Origin of the sequence: Stenotrophomonas maltophilia group sp. Smal32 (assembly GCF_030237085.1) — a bacterium.
GTDB classification, from domain to species: domain Bacteria; phylum Pseudomonadota; class Gammaproteobacteria; order Xanthomonadales; family Xanthomonadaceae; genus Stenotrophomonas; species Stenotrophomonas maltophilia_Q.
In genome coordinates, this window is record NZ_JASJSI010000033.1 from 1 (window position 1) to 19,290 (window position 19,290).

The 19,290-nt window shown below is 67.2% G+C and carries 18 protein-coding genes; 13 read left to right on the forward strand and 5 right to left on the reverse strand.

What is annotated here, in order from left to right; all coding sequences use genetic code 11:
* Nucleotides 1–39: 39 nt before the first annotated feature.
* The 8 genes from lpxD (at nt 40) to QRO91_RS10280 (ending at nt 10,124) form a co-directional block, all read left to right on the forward strand.
* Complete coding sequence (lpxD, locus tag QRO91_RS10245) at nt 40–1,062, forward strand: UDP-3-O-(3-hydroxymyristoyl)glucosamine N-acyltransferase (RefSeq protein WP_197620367.1); 1,023 nt, start codon at nt 40–42, stop codon at nt 1,060–1,062.
* Complete coding sequence (gene fabZ, locus QRO91_RS10250) at nt 1,059–1,517, forward strand: 3-hydroxyacyl-ACP dehydratase FabZ (RefSeq protein WP_005408737.1); 459 nt, start codon at nt 1,059–1,061, stop codon at nt 1,515–1,517. The genes lpxD and fabZ overlap by 4 nt, the downstream gene beginning before the upstream one ends.
* Nucleotides 1,518–1,533: 16 nt before the next feature.
* Nucleotides 1,534–2,325 (forward strand): acyl-ACP--UDP-N-acetylglucosamine O-acyltransferase, encoded by a 792-nt coding sequence (gene lpxA / locus QRO91_RS10255; protein WP_049426783.1) that lies wholly within the window; start codon nt 1,534–1,536, stop codon nt 2,323–2,325.
* Nucleotides 2,326–2,378: 53 nt separating this feature from the next.
* Nucleotides 2,379–3,581 (forward strand): lipid-A-disaccharide synthase, encoded by a 1,203-nt coding sequence (gene lpxB, locus QRO91_RS10260; RefSeq protein ID WP_285310382.1) that lies wholly within the window; start codon nt 2,379–2,381, stop codon nt 3,579–3,581.
* Nucleotides 3,578–4,249, forward strand: a complete 672-nt coding sequence (locus QRO91_RS10265) for a ribonuclease HII (RefSeq protein WP_285310379.1) — start codon at nt 3,578–3,580, stop codon at nt 4,247–4,249. Before lpxB ends, QRO91_RS10265 begins: the two co-directional genes overlap by 4 nt.
* 277 nt (nt 4,250–4,526) lie before the next feature.
* Nucleotides 4,527–8,117: a DNA polymerase III subunit alpha gene (dnaE, locus tag QRO91_RS10270; RefSeq protein ID WP_197620369.1), complete on the forward strand. Its 3,591-nt coding sequence runs from the start codon at nt 4,527–4,529 to the stop codon at nt 8,115–8,117.
* 64 nt (nt 8,118–8,181) lie between these two features.
* The gene (locus QRO91_RS10275) at nt 8,182–9,051 is read left to right on the forward strand and encodes a hypothetical protein (protein ID WP_100443640.1); all 870 of its coding nucleotides are present in this window, start codon (nt 8,182–8,184) and stop codon (nt 9,049–9,051) included.
* Between the two features lie 113 nt (nt 9,052–9,164).
* The gene (locus QRO91_RS10280) at nt 9,165–10,124 is read left to right on the forward strand and encodes an acetyl-CoA carboxylase carboxyltransferase subunit alpha (protein WP_049429544.1); all 960 of its coding nucleotides are present in this window, start codon (nt 9,165–9,167) and stop codon (nt 10,122–10,124) included.
* A gap of 313 nt (nt 10,125–10,437) precedes the next feature.
* Here the strand turns inward: QRO91_RS10280 and QRO91_RS10285 are convergent, their stop codons facing one another.
* On the reverse strand, nt 10,438–10,893 hold the full coding sequence (locus tag QRO91_RS10285; RefSeq protein WP_049426663.1) for a CopD family protein: 456 nt from the start codon (nt 10,891–10,893) through the stop codon (nt 10,438–10,440).
* A gap of 149 nt (nt 10,894–11,042) precedes the next feature.
* On the opposite strand from QRO91_RS10285, the gene QRO91_RS10290 reads away from it, so the two are divergent.
* Nucleotides 11,043–11,633, forward strand: a complete 591-nt coding sequence (locus tag QRO91_RS10290) for a class I SAM-dependent methyltransferase (protein WP_197620370.1) — start codon at nt 11,043–11,045, stop codon at nt 11,631–11,633.
* Between the two features lie 93 nt (nt 11,634–11,726).
* Nucleotides 11,727–13,034 (forward strand): polyhydroxyalkanoate depolymerase, encoded by a 1,308-nt coding sequence (locus QRO91_RS10295; protein ID WP_049426665.1) that lies wholly within the window; start codon nt 11,727–11,729, stop codon nt 13,032–13,034.
* 120 nt (nt 13,035–13,154) lie between these two features.
* On the opposite strand, the gene QRO91_RS10300 is transcribed toward QRO91_RS10295, so the two are convergent.
* Both QRO91_RS10300 and QRO91_RS10305 read right to left on the reverse strand, forming a co-directional pair.
* Nucleotides 13,155–14,144: a sensor domain-containing protein gene (locus QRO91_RS10300; RefSeq protein WP_197620372.1), complete on the reverse strand. Its 990-nt coding sequence runs from the start codon at nt 14,142–14,144 to the stop codon at nt 13,155–13,157.
* Entirely contained in the window at nt 14,141–14,506 is a 366-nt protein-coding gene (locus QRO91_RS10305; RefSeq protein WP_021203665.1) for a PadR family transcriptional regulator, read from the reverse strand. The genes QRO91_RS10300 and QRO91_RS10305 overlap by 4 nt, the downstream gene beginning before the upstream one ends.
* Nucleotides 14,507–14,642: 136 nt before the next feature.
* Between QRO91_RS10305 and QRO91_RS10310 the strand changes: the two genes are divergently transcribed.
* On the forward strand, nt 14,643–15,545 hold the full coding sequence (locus tag QRO91_RS10310) for a peptidylprolyl isomerase (RefSeq protein WP_197620373.1): 903 nt from the start codon (nt 14,643–14,645) through the stop codon (nt 15,543–15,545).
* A 614-nt stretch (nt 15,546–16,159) separates the two neighbouring features.
* Here QRO91_RS10310 and QRO91_RS10315 read toward each other — a convergent pair.
* On the reverse strand, nt 16,160–17,032 hold the full coding sequence (locus QRO91_RS10315) for a DMT family transporter (protein WP_049427688.1): 873 nt from the start codon (nt 17,030–17,032) through the stop codon (nt 16,160–16,162).
* 115 nt (nt 17,033–17,147) lie between these two features.
* Here QRO91_RS10315 and QRO91_RS10320 point away from each other — a divergent pair, with 115 nt between their 5' ends.
* Nucleotides 17,148–18,092: a LysR substrate-binding domain-containing protein gene (locus QRO91_RS10320; RefSeq protein WP_049427690.1), complete on the forward strand. Its 945-nt coding sequence runs from the start codon at nt 17,148–17,150 to the stop codon at nt 18,090–18,092.
* 68 nt (nt 18,093–18,160) lie between these two features.
* Nucleotides 18,161–18,454 (forward strand): hypothetical protein, encoded by a 294-nt coding sequence (locus QRO91_RS10325; RefSeq protein ID WP_005408721.1) that lies wholly within the window; start codon nt 18,161–18,163, stop codon nt 18,452–18,454.
* A 31-nt stretch (nt 18,455–18,485) separates the two neighbouring features.
* Here QRO91_RS10325 and QRO91_RS10330 read toward each other — a convergent pair whose 3' ends face one another.
* The gene (locus tag QRO91_RS10330) at nt 18,486–19,271 is read right to left on the reverse strand and encodes a DUF4349 domain-containing protein (protein ID WP_049427692.1); all 786 of its coding nucleotides are present in this window, start codon (nt 19,269–19,271) and stop codon (nt 18,486–18,488) included.
* Nucleotides 19,272–19,290: the final 19 nt, after the last annotated feature.

Here is a 19,290-nt window from a genome sequence, read left to right on the forward strand (position 1 = left end):
CCGCATGACCGCAATGGCGTCACACGTTAAACTCCCGCCGTGAATACTCCCACCTACACCGCCCAGCAACTCGCCGAGCAGTTCGGCCTGCAGGTCCATGGCGACCCCGCCACCGCCATCCATGGCGTGGCCACCCTCGCCCATGCCGGTCCTGGCCAGCTGACCTTCCTCGCCAACCCGCGCTACCGCGCCCAGCTGGCCGACAGCCAGGCCGCGCTGGTCGTGCTGCGTGCCGACGACGCCGAGGCCGCCCCCGGCGCCGCGCTCGTGGCCAAGGACCCGTACACGACCTTCGCCAAGATCGCCGCCCTGTTCGACATCGCGCCGACCCGCCCGCCGGGCGTCCACCCCAGCGCCGTCATCGACCCCAGCGCCCAGGTCGCCGCCAGCGCCCACATCGGCCCGTTCGTCTCGATCGGCGCACGCAGCGTGGTCGGTGAGAACTGCATCATCGGCCCGGGCAGCGTGATCGGCGAGGACTGCAGCCTGGACAGCGGCTGCGAGCTGATCGCCCGGGTCACCCTGGTCACCAGGGTCAGGCTCGGCAAGCGCGTGCGCGTCCACCCCGGTGCCGTGCTCGGCGCCGATGGCTTCGGCCTGGCGATGGACGCCGGCAAGTGGATCAAGGTGCCGCAGCTCGGCGGCGTGCGCATCGGCGACGACTGCGAAATCGGCGCCAATACCTGCGTCGACCGCGGTGCGCTGGAAGACACCGTGCTGGACGAGGACGTGCGCCTGGACAACCTGGTGCAGATCGCGCACAACGTGCAGATCGGCGCGCACTCGGCCATCGCCGGCTGCACCGGCATCGCCGGCAGCGCCAAAATCGGCCGCTACTGCCTGCTCGGCGGCCATGTCGGCGTGGTCGGCCACCTCGAGATCTGCGACAAGGTCGTGATCACCGGCAAGTCCGTGGTCCGCAATTCCATTCATGAGCCGGGCGAGTACTCGTCCGGCACCCCGTTGACCGACAACCGCACGTGGCGCAAGAACGCCGCGCGCTTCAAGCAGCTGGACGCATTGGCTCGCCGCGTCCTGGCTGCTGGCAAGGAGAAAGAATGAACGACACGCTGCAGCTTCCTATCGACGTCTGCCAGATCCAGGAACTGCTCCCGCACCGTTACCCGTTCCTGCTGGTGGACCGGGTGCTTGAACTCGACATCGACGCCAAGCGCATCCTGGCGCAGAAGAACGTCAGCATCAACGAGCCGTTCTTCCAGGGCCACTTCCCGGGCCGCCCGATCATGCCCGGCGTGCTGATCATCGAAGCGCTGGCCCAGGCCGGTGGCGTGATGACCCAGCTGACGCTCGGCCGCGATGCGCAGTCCAAGCTGTTCTACATGGTCAAGGTGGAAAACGCCCGCTTCAACAAGCAGGTCGTCCCCGGCGACGTGCTGATGCTGGATGTGCAGATGAAGCGCCTGATCCGCAACATGGGCTGGTACTACGGCGAAGCCAAGGTCAACGGTGAAGTCGTCGCCTCGGCCGAAGTCATGTGCGCCGGTGCCAAGGGCTGATCCACGGGAGGCAGCAATGACTGACAACGCACCACGGATCCACCCGACTGCCGTCATCGATCCGGCCGCGCGCCTGGCCGACGACGTCCAGGTCGGCGCGTTCACCCTGATCGGTGCCGATGTCGAAATCGGTGCCGGCACGGTGGTGGGCCCCCACTGCAGCATCCACGGCCCGACGAAGATCGGCCGTGACAACCGCTTCGTGGGCCACGCGGCGGTCGGCGGCGAGCCGCAGGACAAGAAGTTCGCTGGCGAACGCACCGAACTGGTGATCGGCGATCGCAACGTGTTCCGCGAGTTCGTCACCCTGAACCGTGGCACCGGCGGCGGCGGCGGCATCACCACCATCGGCAACGACAACTGGATGCTGGCCTACACGCACGTGGCGCACGACTGCCATGTCGGCAACTTCTGCGTGTTCTCCAACAACACGACGCTGGCCGGCCACGTGACCGTGGGCGACTACGTGATCATCAGCGGCTTCGCCGGTGCCCACCAGTTCTGCCGCATCGGTGCGCATGCCTTCCTCGGCATGGGCGCGCTGACCAATGGCGACGTACCACCGTTCACCATGGTCGGCACCGATTCGCTTGGCCGCCCGCGCGGTATCAACAGCGAAGGCCTGAAGCGCCGCGGCTTCGATGCCGAGCGCATCTCCGCCATCAAGCGTGCCTACCGCACCCTGTACGTGGCAGGCCTGCCGCTGGCCGAAGCCAAGGTGCAGCTGACCGAACAGGCGCGTGACAGCGATGACGTGAAGGCGATGCTGGACTTCATCGAGCACGCCGAGAGGCCCTTGCTGCGATGAGCAGCGCGACCGGCCAGGCGCCGGCCGGCGCCGCCGTGATTCCGCTGGCCTCGATGGCAGGCGGCGTTCCCGCGCAGCGGGTGCTCAGCGAGCGCCCGTTGCGGATCGCCCTGGTGGCCGGTGAGGCCTCCGGCGATCTGCTCGGTGCGGGCCTGGTGCGCGAACTGAAAGCACGCTTTCCGAATGCCGAATTCGCCGGCATCGGCGGCGATGCCATGCGCAGCGCCGGCTGCCAGACCTGGCACGACGCCAGCGAACTGGCGGTGATGGGCCTGACTGAAGTACTGCGCCACCTGCCACGCCTGTTGAAACTGCGTTCGGCGTTCCGCCAGCGTGCGCTGGAATGGCAGCCGGACGTGTTCATCGGCATCGACGCGCCCGACTTCAACCTGGGCATCGAGCGCTGGCTGAAGCAGCGCGGCGTGCGCACCGTGCACTACGTCAGCCCCTCGGTCTGGGCCTGGCGCGAGAAGCGGGCGGAGAAGATCGGCAGCAGCGCCGACCTGGTGCTGTGCCTGTTCCCGATGGAACCGCCGATCTATGCCAAACACGGCATCGACGCGCACTTCGTCGGCCACCCGATGGCCGATGACATTCCGCTGCAGGGCAACCGCGAGGAGGCCCGTGCCGCGCTTGGCCTGCCGACCTCGGCCAAGGTACTGGCAGTGTTGCCAGGCAGCCGCCTGGGCGAGATTTCGCGCCTGGGCGAACCGTTCTTCGAGGCCGCCTGGCAGGTCTCCGAACGCATCCCCGGCCTGCACGTGGTGGTGCCCGCGGCCAACCCGGCCTGCAAGCGCCTGATCGAAGAGCAGCTGTCGCGCTCAGCGCTGCCGGTGGCCTTCTCGCACGTACTCGACGGTGAGGCACGCAACGCGATGATCGCCGCCGATGTGGTGGTGCTGGCATCGGGCACCGCGACGCTGGAGGCGATGCTGGTCAAGCGGCCGATGGTGGTCGGTTACCGCGTCAACGAGCTGACCTACCGCCTGGTCAAGGCGCTGGGCCTGATCAAGGTCGACCGCTTTGCCCTGCCCAACATCCTGGCGGGCCAGGACCTGGCACCGGAACTGATGCAGCACGACTGCACGCCGGACAAGCTGGCGGCAGCCATCCAGCAGTGGTTCGACCACCCACAGCGGGTGACCGACCTGCAGGACACCTATGCCCGCCTGCACGAGCGCCTGCGCCGCAATGCCTCAGCCCGCGCCGCCGACGCAGTGGGCGAGCTGCTGATGCGCGACCAGGCCCAGGCATGAGCCGCCGCCACGCCGCAGCGGCCAGCCTGGCCCTGTTCGACGGCGCCGCCGTGGTCGAGCCGGAGCGCCTTGTCGCCGGCGTCGACGAAGCCGGGCGTGGTCCGCTGGCCGGACCGGTCGCGGTGGCAGCAGTGGTGTTCGATCCATCCCGGCCGCGCATCAACGGCCTGGACGATTCCAAGCAACTGACCGCGGCCCGCCGCGAGCAGCTGCATGACCGCATCATCGAACGTGCCCTGGCCTGGCACGTGGTGCTGGTGGACGCGGACACCATCGACCGCCTGAACATCTACCAGGCCACCCTGCAGGGCATGCGCGACGTGGTCGCAGCGGTGGCCCACGTGGCCGGCTTCGCCCGCATCGACGGCAACGTCGTGCCCAAGGGTCTGGTGCTGCCGGCGCAGGCCCTGGTCGGGGGTGATGGCATCGACCGTTCGATCATGGCCGCCTCGATCCTGGCCAAGGTCTCGCGCGACCGCTACATGCAGGACGTGCACGCCCGCCGCCCCCAGTATGGGTTCGAGCAGCACAAGGGCTATGGCACCCCGGCTCACCTGGCCGCGTTGCGCCAGCACGGCCCCTGCGAGGAGCACCGCCGCAGCTTCGCCCCGGTACGGGAGTGCCTGGAAGCGCCGCAGCCGGTGGCTGCCGACATCGCGATTGCCTGAATCGTCTGAACGGCCGCTGCAACACGTCTGGAGAAGAGTCCCCCTGAGTCAGGGGGACGCGCCGACGGCGCGGAGGTCTGGAAGCATGGTGAGACGGGGCCCGCGGTTCGCCTGCGAACCGTGGGAAGCGATAGCGCGAATGCGATATCGCGTACCGTCAAGAGCTTGTCGCGCCTCCCTGCCCTCGCTACCCTGACCGGGCACTCCAGCGCTTCCCGACCCCGGCGACGATTCCCCCGTCGGCACCCGGGGCCCGCGCGCTCCAACCTGGTCCGGCATGTCCAACTCCCGCTTCGTACATCTCCACGTCCACACCGAGTTCTCGCTGGCGGACTCCACCATCCGTGTGCCGGCCAAGCCGGACCAGGCGGACCCGAAGAAGGCCAAGCAGGCCAACCTGCTGTCGCGCTCGGTCGAACTCGGCCTGCCCGCGCTGGCGGTCACCGACCTCAACAACCTGTTCGCCCTGGTCAAGTTCTACAAGGCCGCCGAAGGCGTGGGCATCAAGCCGATCGCCGGTGCCGACGTGCTGATCGCCGAGGAAGGCCAGGACCCGTGGCGTATGACCCTGCTGTGCCGCGACCGTGAGGGCTACCTGAGCCTGTCGCGACTGCTGACCCGCGCCTGGATGGAAGGCCATCGTCCGGAAGGCGGTGTGGCCATCCACCCTGACTGGCTGAAGGCCGGCAACGCCAACCTGTTCGCGCTGGCCGGCCGGCAGAGCCTGGCCGGGCGCCTGGCGCTGGACGGCAAGCACGAGCTGGCCGAGCAGCAGCTGGCCGACTGGCAGCGCGTGTTCGGCGATGGCCTGCACCTGGAACTGACCCGTACCGGCCGCGAAGGCGAGGAAACCTTCAACCAGTTCGCGCTGATGGCGGCCGGCCAGCGTGGCCTGCCGGTGGTGGCCAGCAATGACGTTCGCTTCCTGTCGCCGACCGATTTCAGCGCGCACGAAGCGCGCGTGTGCATTTCCACCGGCCGCGTGCTGGACGACCCCAAGCGCCCGCGCGAGTACAGCGACCAGCAGTACCTGAAGTCGGCCGAGGAGATGTGTGCGCTGTTCGCCGACATCCCCGATGCGATCGACAACACGCTGGCGCTGGCCGAGCGCTGCAACATCGAGATGCGGCTGGGCACCTACTTCCTGCCCAACTACCCGGTGCCCGACGACGAGACCCTGGACACCTGGATCCAGAAGATGTCGCGCGATGGCCTGGAAGAGCGCCTGGAGAAGAATCCGCTGGCGCCGGGCAAGACCCGCGAAGAGTACTTCGAGCGCCTGGAATTCGAGCTCAACACCATCATCAAGATGGGCTTCCCGGGCTACTTCCTGATCGTGGCCGACTTCATCCAGTGGGGCAAGAACCAGGGCATCCCGATCGGCCCGGGCCGTGGTTCGGGTGCCGGTTCGCTGGTGGCGTGGGCGCTGAAGATCACCGATCTGGACCCGCTGCCGTACAACCTGCTGTTCGAGCGCTTCCTGAACCCGGAACGCGTGTCGATGCCCGACTTCGACATCGACTTCTGCATGGACCGCCGCGACGAGGTGATCGACTACGTCGCGCGCAAGTACGGGCGCGAGCGCGTCAGCCAGATCATCACCTACGGCACCATGGCCGCCAAGGCGGTGGTGCGCGACTCCGGCCGCGTGCTCGGTTTCCCCTACGGCCTGGTCGACGGCGTCTCCAAGCTGATCCCGAACATCCTCGGCATCCACCTGAAGGATGCACTGGGCAAGGGCAAGGAAGGCCCCAGCTCGGAAATGGCCTCGCCGGAGCTGATCCAGCGCTACGAGACCGAGGACGATGTCCGCGACCTGATCGACCTGGCGCTGCAGCTGGAAGACCTGACCCGCAACGCCGGCAAGCACGCCGGTGGCGTGGTGATCGGGCCCGAACCGCTGAGCGAGTTCTGCCCGCTGTACGCCGAACACGACGAGAACGGCCTCGGCAAGAACCCGGTCACCCAGTTCGACAAGAACGACGTGGAAGAAGTGGGCCTGGTGAAGTTCGACTTCCTCGGTCTGCGCACGCTGACCATCATCGACTGGGCGGTGAAGGCGATCAACAAGCGCCACGAACGCGCGGGCATTCCGCCGGTGGACATCGCCGCGATTCCGCTCGACGACACGCCCACCTACAAGGACATCTTCGCCAACGGCAATACCGGCGCGGTGTTCCAGTTCGAATCCTCGGGCATGCGCCGCCTGCTGAAGGACGCGCGCCCCGACCGTTTCGAAGACCTCATCGCGCTGGTGTCGCTGTACCGCCCCGGCCCGATGGACCTGATTCCCTCCTTCAACGCGCGTAAGCACGGCCAGGAAGAAATCATCTATCCCGATCCGCGCACCGAAGCGATCCTGAAGGACACCTACGGCATCATGGTGTACCAGGAGCAGGTGATGCAGATGGCGCAGATCGTCGGCGGCTACTCGCTGGGCGGCGCCGACCTGCTGCGCCGTGCGATGGGCAAAAAGGTGCCGGCCGAAATGGCCAAGCACCGCGAGATCTTCCGCGAGGGCGCGGCCAAGGACGGCGTGGACGAGGCCAAGGCCGACGCCATCTTCGACCTGATGGAGAAATTCGCCGGCTACGGCTTCAACAAGTCGCACGCCGCTGCCTATGCGCTGGTCAGCTACCAGACCGCGTGGCTGAAGCGCCATTACCCGGCCGAATTCATGGCCGCGACGCTCTCGTCCGACCTGGACAACACCGACAAGGTGGTCGGCTTCCTCGACGAAGTGCGCAACCTCGGCCTGACCGTGCTGCCGCCGAAGGTGAACCAGTCGGCCTTCATGTTCGAAGCGGTCACCCCGGACACCATCCAGTACGGCCTGGGCGCAATCAAGGGCGTGGGCCAGGGTGCCTGCGAGGCGGTGGTCGAGGAGCGGCTGAAGGGCGGCCCGTTCAAGGACCTGCTCGACTTCTGCACCCGCGTCGGCTCGGCCAAGCTCAACCGGCGCACGCTGGAAGCGATGATCAACTGTGGTGCGCTGGACGAGCTCGGCCGCAACCGTGCCTCGCTGATGCTGCAGCTGCCGGAAGTGATCAAGGCCACCGACCAGATGGCGCGCGAGCGTGCGTCCGGGCAGAACTCGCTGTTCGGCGGCCCGGACCCGAGCGCGACCACGATCCAGCTGGACCTGCCCGAGGCCGAGGAATGGCCGCTGCTGCAGCGCCTGAACGGCGAGCGCGACACGCTGGGCTTCTACCTCAGCGGCCACCCGTTCGATCCCTGGCGTGACGATGTACGCGACCTGGTCGGCAACGACCTGGGTTCGGTGGAGAAGATCTGGAGCGCCAACAGTGGTGGTGGCGGAGGCGGCGAAAAGCGCTGGCGCCCGGAAGTACAAACCGTGCTGGCCGGCCAGGTGGTCGGTGTGCGTCGCAAGGGCGAGAGCCAGATCTTCATCCAGCTGGAAGATGGGCGCGGGCGCGTCGAGTGCAGCGCGTTCTCCGACGCGATGGCCGAGTTCGGCCACCTGATGACCAAGGACCGCATCCTGGTGGTCAAGGGCGGCCTGCGCGAGGACGAGTTCAACGGCGGCTACGCACTGCGCATCCGCCAGTGCTGGGACTTCGATGAAGTCTGCGCCAACTACGCCACGCGGCTGTCGCTGCGCCTGGACCTGCGCCAGCAGCGCCCGGTCTGGGAGCGCGTCAATGCCCTGCTCGACCGCCATCGCCCCGGACGCACCCCCCTGCGCCTGGACCTGCTGCTGAAGGGCCCGCAGGGCGGCGTGGCCGGCATGCTCGACGTGTCCGGGCAGAGCGCGGTGCGCATCGACTCCAAACTGATGGAGGCGCTGCGCGCCGACCCGGCCGTACGCACGCTGAAGGTGCGCTACAGCCCACCGTGGGCCAGCTGAAGCTGGCTCCCCGGTTTTCCTGAACCCCCTGTTTCCCCGTTCCAAGTATCAAGGACGATTGCCGATGAAGACCCTGCTGTTCCCGTTTGCCGCCGCTCTGGCCCTGGCCGCCTGTTCGCCGTCGAAGATCGAGTTCCAGATCGACAACCCGACCGACACGCCGTTGGCGCTGAGCATCGATGGCAAGGACCTGCCGGTGGCCGCACAGGGGTCGCGCCCGATCTCGCTCGCTGTCGGTGAGCACCGCCTGCACACCGACAAACTGGGCGACGTGCGCTTCATCGTCTATGTCGATGGCCGTGGCGGCCTGATCAACCCGACCCTGAGCGAGTACGTGGTCGCCCGCGAGATCTACGTCACCGACGAGAGCAAGCTGAAGAACTTCGGCACCGGCAAGGCCGGCATCGAGCTGGGCGGCGTCGACTTCGAAGGCCCGTTCGAGAAGCACCACGAACTGTTCATCGACAAGTCCTGGACCTACGGCGTGCGCGAGCCCTTCCCGAAGGAAAAGGTCGTGGCCCACGTCGACTCCAGCGGCGGCCAGATCGTGGCCAAGGTGTTCACCGCCCCCGACTTCATCGCCTACGTCGAAGAAGGCATGGGCGAGCCCGGCGCGTTCAAGCGCGAACAACCGGCCGGCTACGTGGCCCCGAGCTACAGCCTGGAACCGGCCCCGGCCAGCCTGCCGGCGCTGGTGCCGGCCTTCGAAGCCCACGCCGCGCCGCTGCGCGAGGTCTATGCGCGCTGGCTGAAGGCCACCACCGCTGATGAACAGAAGGCCCTGCGCAAGCAGGACTTCGCCGCGCAGATGGCCTTCACCTCGGCCACCGCCACCCTCGGCAGCGGGCTGGGCCGGGAGGCCAACGAGGCCTACAACGACTTCGTCTCCCAGCGCAGCCAGCTGATGGGCCGCAGCGCCCTGGTGGTGCCTTGAGCTGACTGGCGCCCCCTGCCCGGCTGCGCTACCGTCGCCCTCCAGACGAGGGCGTACGGGTGGTTTGCACGCATTCGGCTAGAATTCCCCTCTTCTTTACACGACGGCTTCCGATGAATCCGAACTACCTCGACTTCGAGCAACCCATCGCCGACCTGGAAGCCAAGATCCAGGAGCTGCGCAACGCCAGTGCCGGGCCTGCGGTCAATGTCGAGGCGGAAGTGCACGCGCTGCAGGACAAGCTGCGCATGCGCACCGCGCAGATCTTCCGCAACCTGACCTCGTGGCAGGTGCTGCAGCTGGCCCGCCACCCGTCGCGTCCGTACACCGCCGACTACATCCGCGTCATGTTCGATGAGTTCCAGGAGCTGGCCGGTGATCGCGCCTTTGCCGACGACAAGGCCATCATGGGCGGCCTGGCCCGTATCAATGGCCGTTCCGTGATGGTGATCGGCCACCAGAAGGGCCGCGACACCAAGGAAAAGATCAAGCGCAACTTCGGCATGCCCAAGCCGGAGGGCTATCGCAAGGCCCTGCGCCTGATGAAGATGGCCGAGCGTTTCGGCCTGCCGGTGCTGACCCTGATCGACACCGCCGGCGCCTGGCCGGGTATCGACGCCGAATCGCGCGGCCAGTCCGAGGCGATCGCACGCAACCTGATCGAGATGGCCGAACTGAAGGTGCCGATCATCTGCACCGTGATCGGTGAAGGCGGCTCCGGCGGCGCGCTGGCGCTGGGCGTGGGCGACCGTACCGTGATGCTGGAGTACGCGGTGTACTCGACCATCACCCCGGAAGGCTGCGCCTCGATCCTGTGGAAGGACGCGGGCAAGGCCAAGGACGCTGCCGAGCAGCTGGGCCTGACCGCCCCGCGCCTGAAGAGCCTGGGCCTGGTGGACAAGGTCGTGCGCGAGCCGACCGGTGGCGCTCACCGCAACCCGACGCAGATGGCCAAGCGCCTGAAGGCCGTACTGCTGAACGAACTGGATGCGCTGGAAAAGCTGACCACCGAGCAGCTGCTGGAGCAGCGCTACGCGCGCCTGCGCAGCTACGGCACGTACGAAGCCGCCTGATTCATCGGCTTGTTACTTTCTTGCTCGTGCAAGAAAGTAACCAAAGAACACGCCGCCGAACGCGAGCCGGTGCCACGCACCGGTTCCCTGCGCTTCTCGGTGAATCAGGGGACGGCGCCGAACTCGCTGCGCTCAGACATCGGCGCCTCTTCGCCCCTGTTTCACCTGCGATGCTCGGCTCGCTCATGGCGGACCTGAACATCAAAAGCCACAGCTGCACCCAGTAGATCCACGCCATGCGTGGATGCTTCTGCTTTGGCGAAGAATCAAGCGAACCCGTAGAGCCAAGCATGGCTCTACGGATAATGGACTGTCAGAACGGCTTGGCCAGCACCAGCCACACGATCGGAATGAACGCCAGCAACGGGATCTCGTTGATCCAGCGCAGCGCGCGCGAAGACGGCAGCGCGCGGCCCTTGGCCACGCCCTTCAGCAGGCGACCGATCCAGATGAAGTACGCCAGCAGCACCACCACCAGCCCCAGTTTGGCATGCAGCCAACCGGCGCCGCCCGGCGCGACCATGGTCGGGAAATCCGGAATGACCCTGTAGCCCAGCCACAACACCAGGCCCAGCAGGAAGGCCAGGCCGAACATCGAGTGACCGAAGCGGTACAGGCGCAGCCCCATCAGTTGCAGGCGCTCGGTCACGGCCGGCTGGCCTGCGGTCTCGGCCAGGTTCACCAGGATGCGCGGCAGGTAGAACACCGTCGCCATCCAGGCCACCACGAACACGATGTGGAAGGTCTTGACCCAGTAGTAGCTCTGCATGCGCTCGCTCCGGCGGCTGGCGTAGGTTGGCAGCCATTCTCGCATGCCGTGGCCGGCCCTCTCCGCGTGCCGCCGCCGCGACGGATCGACGCATGGCGCGCCGCAACGCCGTACGATAGGCGCCGTTTTCCCGACCGCACGACGCCTGCATGGACAAGACCTACGACGCCGCCTACTTCCAGCGCTGGTACCGCCGCGCCGACATCGGCGGCAGCGCCCGCCTGGCGCGCAAGGTGGCCCTGGCCGTGGCCAGCGCCGAGTACTACCTGGAGCGACCGATCCGCAGCGTGCTGGACATCGGCTGCGGCGAAGGTGCCTGGCGCGCACCGCTGCTGAAGCTGCGTCCGAAGGTCGAATACCTCGGCTTCGACAGCAGCGAGTACGCTGTGCGCCGCTACGGCCGCACCCGCAACCTGCACCTGGCCGGCTTCGGCGACTTCGCCTGGCTGCGGCCCTGCGCCCCGGTCGACCTGCTGGTGTGCTCGGACGTGATGCACTACGTGCCCGACCGCGAGCTGCGCGCCGGACTGGCCGGCGTGGCCGAGCTGACCGGCGGCGTGGCCTTCCTGGAGACCTTTGCCGCCGAGGACGAGTTCGACGGCGACCACGAGGGCTTCCAGGCCCGCCCGGCGCGCTGGTACCGCCGGACGCTGGCCCGGCACGGCCTGCTGCCGGTGGGCTCGCACTGCTGGCTGGGCCCCGCCCTGGCAGACGACGCGGCGGCGCTGGAACAGGCGTGAATCCGGATTCATTATTTTCAGCCGACTTAACCTGCGGGACACCCGGATGGGATATGCTGCGCGGCAACATATGACCATACATATTCGGTCGTCATGCTCTATCAACTGCACGAACTGACCCGCAACCTGCTCGCCCCCTGGGTGCACCAGGCCCAGGCCAACGCCAGGTTCTTCGCCAACCCGGGCCACTGGTGGTCGCAGATGCCGGGTGCCGATCGCCTGGCTGCGGTCAACGAGTTGTTCCATCGCATCGGCAAGGATTACGAGAAGCCCGAATGGGGCATCAACGAAATCGATGTCGATGGCGAACGCGTGCCGATCGTCGTGCACGAAGAAGTGAGCAAGCCGTTCTGCAAGCTGCTGCGCTTCAAGCGCCACAGCAATGAAGCCGACCAGCTGCACACCATGCTCAACCAGCCGTTCGTGCTGGTGGTGGCGCCGCTGTCCGGCCACCACGCCACCCTGCTGCGCGATACCGTGCGCACGCTGCTGCGCGACCACCGCGTGTACGTCACCGACTGGGTGGATGCGCGCATGGTGCCGGCCAGCGAAGGCGAATTCGGCCTGGACGATTACATCGCCTACATCCAGGAATTCATCCGCCACCTCGGCGTGGAGCGCCTGCACGTGGTGAGCGTGTGCCAGCCGACCGTACCGGTGCTGGCCGCGGTTTCGCTGATGGCCAGCCGTGGCGAAGCGACGCCGCGCACGCTGGTGATGATGGGTGGCCCGATCGATGCGCGCTGCAGCCCGACCGCAGTGAACAACCTGGCCACGCAGAACCCGCTGTCGTGGTTCGAGAACAACGTCATCCACACCGTGCCGGCCAGCTATCCCGGCGCCGGCCGTCGCGTGTATCCAGGCTTTCTGCAGCATGCCGGCTTTCTGTCGATGAACCCGAGCCGCCACTTCAGTTCGCACTGGGATTTCTACACCGACCTGGTCAAGGGCGACCTGGAAGACGCCGACGCGCACCGTCGTTTCTACGACGAGTACAACGCAGTGCTGGACATGCCCGCCAAGTACTACCTCGATACCATCCGCGTGGTGTTCCAGGACTTCCTGCTGCCGCGTGGCGAGTGGGTGGTCAACGGCGAGAAGGTCGATCCGTCGGCGATCCGCGATACCGCGCTGCTGAGCATCGAAGGCGAGCTGGACGACATCGCCGGCCTCGGCCAGACCGAAGCCGCGCAGGCGCTGTGCACCGGCATCACTGCGGACCGCCGTGAGCATTTCATCGTCGAAGGTGCCGGCCACTACGGCATCTTCAGCGGCCGTCGCTGGCGCGAGGTGGTGTACCCGAAGGTGCGCGACTTCTTCGCCGCGCATGCCGAAGCACCGGCGGCGAAGGCGACGAAGAAGAAGAGCAACGTCACCCCGTTGCGGCGAAAGGCGGGGTAATTCCACCTTGGTCGGTACGCCCTGGTAGATGCCAACCTTGGTTGGCGCTCTACCATGAATCCCGGTGTCTGATGGATCGTGCCAACCAAGGTTGGCACCTACCAAGGCACCGACTCCTGCTTACAACCGCACCAGCAGGTTCTTGGCGATCAGCCCGTGCAGCTTGCCGATGCCACGTGCCAGATGCATCGTCAGCAGCAGCAGCAGCGCGCCCGCCGCAGCAACCGCGATCGCCACCAGCGGCGAGGCCGCCATCGGCAGCACGTTCACGTCGTTGATGTACACGCCGGGGATGTCACCACTGAAGATCGCCGCGACCGGCGCCCAGATCAGGCTCAGCGACAGCGACAGCAGCGTCACCGCGATGGTGAAGTAGATCACGCCCAGCGGCAGCATCAACACGAAGTACAGCAGGGTCAGCCAGGTGCGGCCATCGGTGAACATGTCGCCGATGCGCTGCAACCACGTGCGGCTGCGGTCGGTGTAACGCGGACGGCGCGGCATGCGTTCGCCCAGCAGCGCTTCCACCAATCGCCCTTCCAGCAGCGCCAGCCCGCGCACCGAGCCGAAGAACAGCACGGTCAGCGGAATACCGATGATCAGGATCAGCAGGCCCAGCGACAGCGACAGACCGGTCACCACCCAGGTGAAGAAGAAGATGCCGGTGGCCAGCGACAGCAGCATGTAGAACAGCGCGCCGTAGGTATGCGGATCGGTCACCACACCGAAGAAGCGCGCCAGCAGCGAGCGCTGCGCCGGCACCGGCGGCGGTGCAGCCGGCTCGACGCCACTGGCTTCCGCCGCCGCGCGCAGCACCGGTGCGGTATCCGCACGCGGCGTACGCAGCGCGCGGTTCACCGTCACCTCGGTCTCGCGGTAGATCTCGGCCACTTCGTCCGGCGCGCCGTAGCTGCCGGCCACGTCGGCGATCACCTCGGCCTCGCTGCGACCGGGCTGCGCCGCCAGCTCCGAGCGCAGGTACTCCTCGGCGTCGTACAGCGCGTCCTGCACCATCGCCGGGTCGGCGCCTTCCAGCGCCGCGCGCAGCTGCGCCAGGTACTGCGGGATGGTGGTCGGCAGGGCTCGGCCTGCCAGGCTCGGGTCGTTCATTGCGGTACCCCCTCCAACACGGAATCGACGGAATCGCGGGTGGCCTGCCAGGCCTGGCGCCACTGCGCCAACACCTCGCGGCCACGTTCATTGATGCGGTAGTAGCGCCGCGGCGGCCCGCTGCTGGACGGCTCCACATGGCTTTCCAGCAGGCCGGCGCCCTCCAGGTTGCGCAGCACCGGGTACAGCGCGCTCTGCTTGCCGCTCAGCACGCCCTCGCCCACGCGCTCCAGCTCCTTGGCAATCAGGTAGCCATACAGCGGCTCCCCGGCCCGGGCCAGCACCGCCAGCAGGGCCAGCGACACCGTTCCGGCGCTCAGCTCCTTCTGGAACTTCTTCAGGTGGACATCGTCTTCGACCATGACCGGCCCTCCACTACGTTGAAGTCAACAGTAGTGCGAAGTTCGGTATAGCGAATGTGTCGTTAGTCATCGTGCCGGTTGGCGAGACCGGTGCGCTCACGCAGAATCGAACCCTCGTTCATGTTCCGGGGTTCCCATGCCGCACCGTCGTCGCCTTGCCCTGACCGCCGTCGCCCTGGCCTGCCTGCTGCCCTCGCTGGCCAGCGCGGCCACCCCGTACCGCAGCCCGCAGCAGATCCTCGACGCATCGGCGGCCAGCGAATGGCGCACCCCGGACCCGGCCAACCTGCTGTACATGGACCTGCCGGCGGGGCGGGTGATCATCGAGCTGGCGCCGCAGTTCGCCCCGCGCCATGTCGCCAACATCCAGACCTTCGCGCATGAGCACTTCTGGGACGGCACCAGCATCTACCGCTCGCAGGATAACTTCGTGGTGCAGTTCGGCGACGCCGACGCCGATGACGCGGCCAAGGCCAAGCCGTTCGGCAGCGCCGCGCGCAAGCTGCCGGCCGAGTTCGAGCGCGCCAGCGCTGGCCTGAACGTCAGCGTGCTGCCGGATCGCGACGGCTGGGCGGCACAGACCGGTTTCGTCGACGGCTTCCCGGTCGGCCAGGACCCGCAGGCCGGCAAGGCCTGGCTGGCGCACTGCTACGGGATGCTCGGCGCCGGCCGCAGCAACGAGGAAGACAGCAGCATCGGCGCCGAACTCTATGTAGTGACCGGCCAGTCACCGCGTCAGCTGGACCGCAACATCACGCTGGTGGGTCGCGTGCTGAAGGGCATGGAACTGCTCAGCGCGACGCCGCGCGGACCGGCGCCGATGGGCTTCTACACCGACCCGAAGCTGCGTACGCCGATCGTGTCGATCCGCCGTGCCAGCGACGTGCAGGTGGCCGAGCGCACACCGATCCAGGTACTGCGCACCGATTCAAAGACCTTCGCCGATACGGTAGAGGCGCGACGCAATCGCGTGGATGATTTCTACAAGCGCCCGGCGGGGCATATCGATCTCTGCAATATTCCGGTGCCGGTGCGGTAGGAGCCTGGCTTGCTGCGCGTTGCGCGTGCTGAAGGTACGTCACTGTTCATGGGCGTTACTTTTCTTTGTACGCAAAGAAAAGTAACCAAAAGAAACGTTCCGCCGGCCGCGAGCCGGTGCTGCGCACCGGTGCCCTGCGCTCCTCGGCCCGTCGAGGGACAGCGCGGAGAGCAGCCGAGCATGGCTCGGCTCTACAAAAGTGCGTGGCGCCTCTTCGCCCTCGCCGGACCTGCGGTGCTCGGCTCGCTCAAGGCTGATCCAAGATCAAAGGCAGAAGCGCTCGCTTCGCTCGCCGGGCCCGGCCCGGCACTACCAAGCATCGTCGTGCAGCTGTGGCTCTTGACCTTGGGTCCGCCTTGAGTGAGCCGAGCATCGCAGGGGAATCAGGGGCGAAGAGGTGCCGATGTCTTGTAGAGCCGACTGTTAGTCGGCTGACCTCTGCACACCGTCCCCTGATTCACCGAGAAGCGCAGGGGACCGACGTGCGAAGCGCGGCGGCTCGCGACCTGGCGGCGCATTTCTTTTGGTTACTTTTCTTTTCGCGCGAAAAGAAAAGTGACGCCCATGAAAAATGAAGCACCTTCAGCACGCGCCACGCGCAAAACGCCAACGCCTCAGCCCTTCTGACTCACCGCCACGCTCCCCAGAATCAACGCCCCCGCCACCAACATCTGTACCGTCACCGCCTCCCCAAGGAACAACCACGCAAACGCCGCGCCGAACAGCGGAATCAGGTAGGTCACCGTCGACGCACGCGACGGGCCGATGCGGCCAATCAGGCGATAGAACATCAGGAATGCCAGGCCGGTGCAGGCCACACCCAAGGCGATCGCTGCACCCCAGGCCTTCAGCGGAATGGCGGCCTGTGGCCAGTGCGTCACCGTCATCGGCAGCATCCACAGCGAGGCACACGACAGCGTGGCTGCCGCCGCCGCTGCCGAGGGCAGCCCGGTCATGTGGCGCTTCACCAGATTGACGCCCAGCCCGTACAGCAACGACGCCGCAGCGCCGGCGATCACTGCGGTACCAATACTCAGGCCGGAAACCTTGGCGGTGGCCAGCACCACCACGCCGGCGAAACCAACCAGCAAGGCACCGGCGCGGCGCATGCCGATCTTCTCGCCGAAGAACAGGAAGGCGATCAGCGCGGCGAACAGCACGGTCATCGCATTGCAGATCGCACCGATCGCGGCCGGCGCCTGCTCGGCGGCATAGGCAAACAGCACGAACGGCAGCGCCGAATTGATCAGGCCGATCGGTGCCAGCCATAGCCAGCGCCGCGGCGGGAACTGCGCGCGGGCGCGCCACAGGAACGGCAGCAGCACCAGCGCCCCCAGCACCAGCCGCACCTCGACCAGCGCGAACGGGCCGAACGACGGCACCGCCACCCGCATGAACAGGAACGAGCAGCCCCAGATGGCGCCCAGCAGGGTCAACTCCAGCGGTGTGCGCCAGTCGCGCTCGACCGCCTGTGGGACCGCATTCATGCTATGCCTCCGTCCATCGTCAATTCCTCGCCAAGGCAGACAGGATCGGGCGCAGACGCCCGCGGCACAAGCGCGTAGTATCGCTGCCAGCCACAAATATCGTTTGAGGCTGGACATGCAGCTACGCCCTTCCCTGCTCCCCGCACTGGCCGTCTTCGCGGTCGCCGCCCGCCACCAGAACTTCGCCCAGGCCGCGCAGGAACTGCACCTGACCGCCAGCGCAGTCAGCCACCACGTGCGGCGCCTGGAAGAGGTGCTGGAGACCCGGTTGTTCCTGCGCCACGCCCGCGGCGTGCGCCTGACCTCCGAGGGCCGGCAGCTGGCCGATGCGGCCAGCGCGGCCTTCACCGATGTCGCCGCGGTCGCCCATCATCTGCACCCGGATGCGGACAGCGTGCCGTTGCGGATCACCACGCTGCGTTCGCTATCGTACTGCTGGCTGTTGCCGCGGCTGCCCCGCTTCACCCAGGCCCATCCGCACATCCGCATCGAGCTGCACACCGGCAGCGGACTGGATCGCTATGACGACACTGGGCCGGAGGTCGGCATTCGCTACGGCCTGGGCCAGTGGCCGGGCCTGCGTGCGCAGCACCTGATGGACGACTACCTGTTCCCGGTAGCCTCACCGGCACTGGCCGGGGTCGAAACGCTGGTCGATCCGGCGCGCATCGCCGACCTACCGCTGCTGACCGACCTGTCGCCGCAGGGCTGGCGCGACTGGTTCCGCCACGCCGGCGTGCGCCCGCCGTCGCCGCTGCCGCCGATGCACACCTTCGCCGACAGCACCGACGCGATGCGTGCAGCGGTGTATGGCATGGGCGCGGTGCTGGCTCGCACCCACATCGCCCAGCCCTATCTGCAGCGCTACGAGGTGGTGCGCCTGCCCGGTCCGGCATTGAAGGCTCGCTATGCCTATCACGTGGTGCACGCAGAAGGGCAACCGCCGAGCCCGGCCGCGCGCCTGTTCATCGACTGGTTGCTGGAACAGGCGCAGGACGAGCGCACGCCGATTCCGGCATTGCCGGACAGCCTGCTCGGGCGGCCGGCGACGCAGGCCTGACTGCGCCCTCACCCGTTCTTTGCCTCGCGCTGGCTAGGCTGCTGGCGAACCCACAACGTACCTATGCCATGGCCATGCTGCGACTGCGCATCACCGGAACCGAAGACGACGCCCGCGCCATCAGCGACCTGCTGCTCGGCCTGGAGGGCATTGAACATGTCGAGGAAACCGACGACCTGATGCCGCACATGGACGACGACGATTCCAGTTCGGCCGGGCTGTCCGATGACATCGGCCCGGGCATCCACGAGCTGGAAGTGGAAGTCGGCAATGAAAGCACCGCGCAGAAGGTGCGCGATGCGGTGCAGGAACTGGCGCTGGAGCTGGATGTGTTCGTCGAGTACGAGACCGACGAGGGCTGATGCCGGCTGACGGCCGGCATCAGCCTTCATCTCAGCGGTTGGGCGGTAGCTTGCGACGGCGGCGACGCCACCATGCCCGCACACCCCAGGCCGCGATCAAGGCCAGCACCGCCACCGGCAGCAGTGCGGCCGCAGCGCGGATCAGGAACGCGATGCTGGTGCTGAGGATGCTGCCCGACTCGCTCAGCGCCTCGCCGATTTCGCTGCGGCTGCGCTGTCCCGAAGTGGTGTCGAAGTGGATCGACACCAGCTGGGTATCGATACGCCGGCGCTGCTGCGCAGCATCCTTGTTGGCCTGCTCGACACCCGCCTCGATCTCTGACAGGCGCGTGGTGATCGCCATCAGGTCTTCGATCTTCAGGTCCTTGCGGTCCTGGTAGGACAGCAGGCGGGCGTGCTCCTTTTCAAGCCGCGCTTTGGTCAATGCCGTGTCGGCCACCGCCTGCGCGAGATCCTCGGCACGCGTATTGCGGGACTGCAGCTTGCCGCCTTCACCGGCCATCGCGATCAGCGGCTCGGTGCCCTTCGGGGCGATGCGCACCTTCACTTCACCGCTGGGCTGCTCGCCGCCGTGCTGCTCGACCTGCAACACTGCACAGTCGCCGAACTTCGCGCTCTGGCAGGCCTGAGCGATCTGCTGGATGCGCGGTGCGATCTGCGCCGCCTCCAGCTGCACCTGCACGTCATGTTCGTAGGCCAGGAATGCACCTTCCGGTGAAGCGACGGCGGCTTCGGCACCGCCTCCGGCATCGGCCGCGACGTCGCCATGCTTTCCGCACGCTGCCAGCGCCAGCAACAGCACCGGCATTGCTGCCATGCGCGTCCACGCGCACACC

What these genes read in the sequence shown, in the direction of transcription:
- fabZ (WP_005408737.1), top strand. Translation starts at nt 1,059, where the DNA reads ATGAACGACACGCTGCAGCTTCCTATCGACGTCTGCCAGATCCAGGAA.
- lpxA (WP_049426783.1), top strand. Translation starts at nt 1,534, where the DNA reads ATGACTGACAACGCACCACGGATCCACCCGACTGCCGTCATCGATCCG.
- lpxB (WP_285310382.1), top strand. Translation starts at nt 2,379, where the DNA reads ATGGCAGGCGGCGTTCCCGCGCAGCGGGTGCTCAGCGAGCGCCCGTTG.
- QRO91_RS10265 (WP_285310379.1), top strand. Translation starts at nt 3,578, where the DNA reads ATGAGCCGCCGCCACGCCGCAGCGGCCAGCCTGGCCCTGTTCGACGGC.
- dnaE (WP_197620369.1), top strand. Translation starts at nt 4,527, where the DNA reads ATGTCCAACTCCCGCTTCGTACATCTCCACGTCCACACCGAGTTCTCG.
- QRO91_RS10275 (WP_100443640.1), top strand. Translation starts at nt 8,182, where the DNA reads ATGAAGACCCTGCTGTTCCCGTTTGCCGCCGCTCTGGCCCTGGCCGCC.
- QRO91_RS10280 (WP_049429544.1), top strand. Translation starts at nt 9,165, where the DNA reads ATGAATCCGAACTACCTCGACTTCGAGCAACCCATCGCCGACCTGGAA.
- QRO91_RS10285 (WP_049426663.1), bottom strand. Translation starts at nt 10,893, where the DNA reads ATGCAGAGCTACTACTGGGTCAAGACCTTCCACATCGTGTTCGTGGTG.
- QRO91_RS10290 (WP_197620370.1), top strand. Translation starts at nt 11,043, where the DNA reads ATGGACAAGACCTACGACGCCGCCTACTTCCAGCGCTGGTACCGCCGC.
- QRO91_RS10295 (WP_049426665.1), top strand. Translation starts at nt 11,727, where the DNA reads ATGCTCTATCAACTGCACGAACTGACCCGCAACCTGCTCGCCCCCTGG.
- QRO91_RS10300 (WP_197620372.1), bottom strand. Translation starts at nt 14,144, where the DNA reads ATGAACGACCCGAGCCTGGCAGGCCGAGCCCTGCCGACCACCATCCCG.
- QRO91_RS10305 (WP_021203665.1), bottom strand. Translation starts at nt 14,506, where the DNA reads ATGGTCGAAGACGATGTCCACCTGAAGAAGTTCCAGAAGGAGCTGAGC.
- QRO91_RS10310 (WP_197620373.1), top strand. Translation starts at nt 14,643, where the DNA reads ATGCCGCACCGTCGTCGCCTTGCCCTGACCGCCGTCGCCCTGGCCTGC.
- QRO91_RS10315 (WP_049427688.1), bottom strand. Translation starts at nt 17,032, where the DNA reads ATGAATGCGGTCCCACAGGCGGTCGAGCGCGACTGGCGCACACCGCTG.
- QRO91_RS10320 (WP_049427690.1), top strand. Translation starts at nt 17,148, where the DNA reads ATGCAGCTACGCCCTTCCCTGCTCCCCGCACTGGCCGTCTTCGCGGTC.
- QRO91_RS10325 (WP_005408721.1), top strand. Translation starts at nt 18,161, where the DNA reads ATGGCCATGCTGCGACTGCGCATCACCGGAACCGAAGACGACGCCCGC.
- QRO91_RS10330 (WP_049427692.1), bottom strand. Translation starts at nt 19,271, where the DNA reads ATGGCAGCAATGCCGGTGCTGTTGCTGGCGCTGGCAGCGTGCGGAAAG.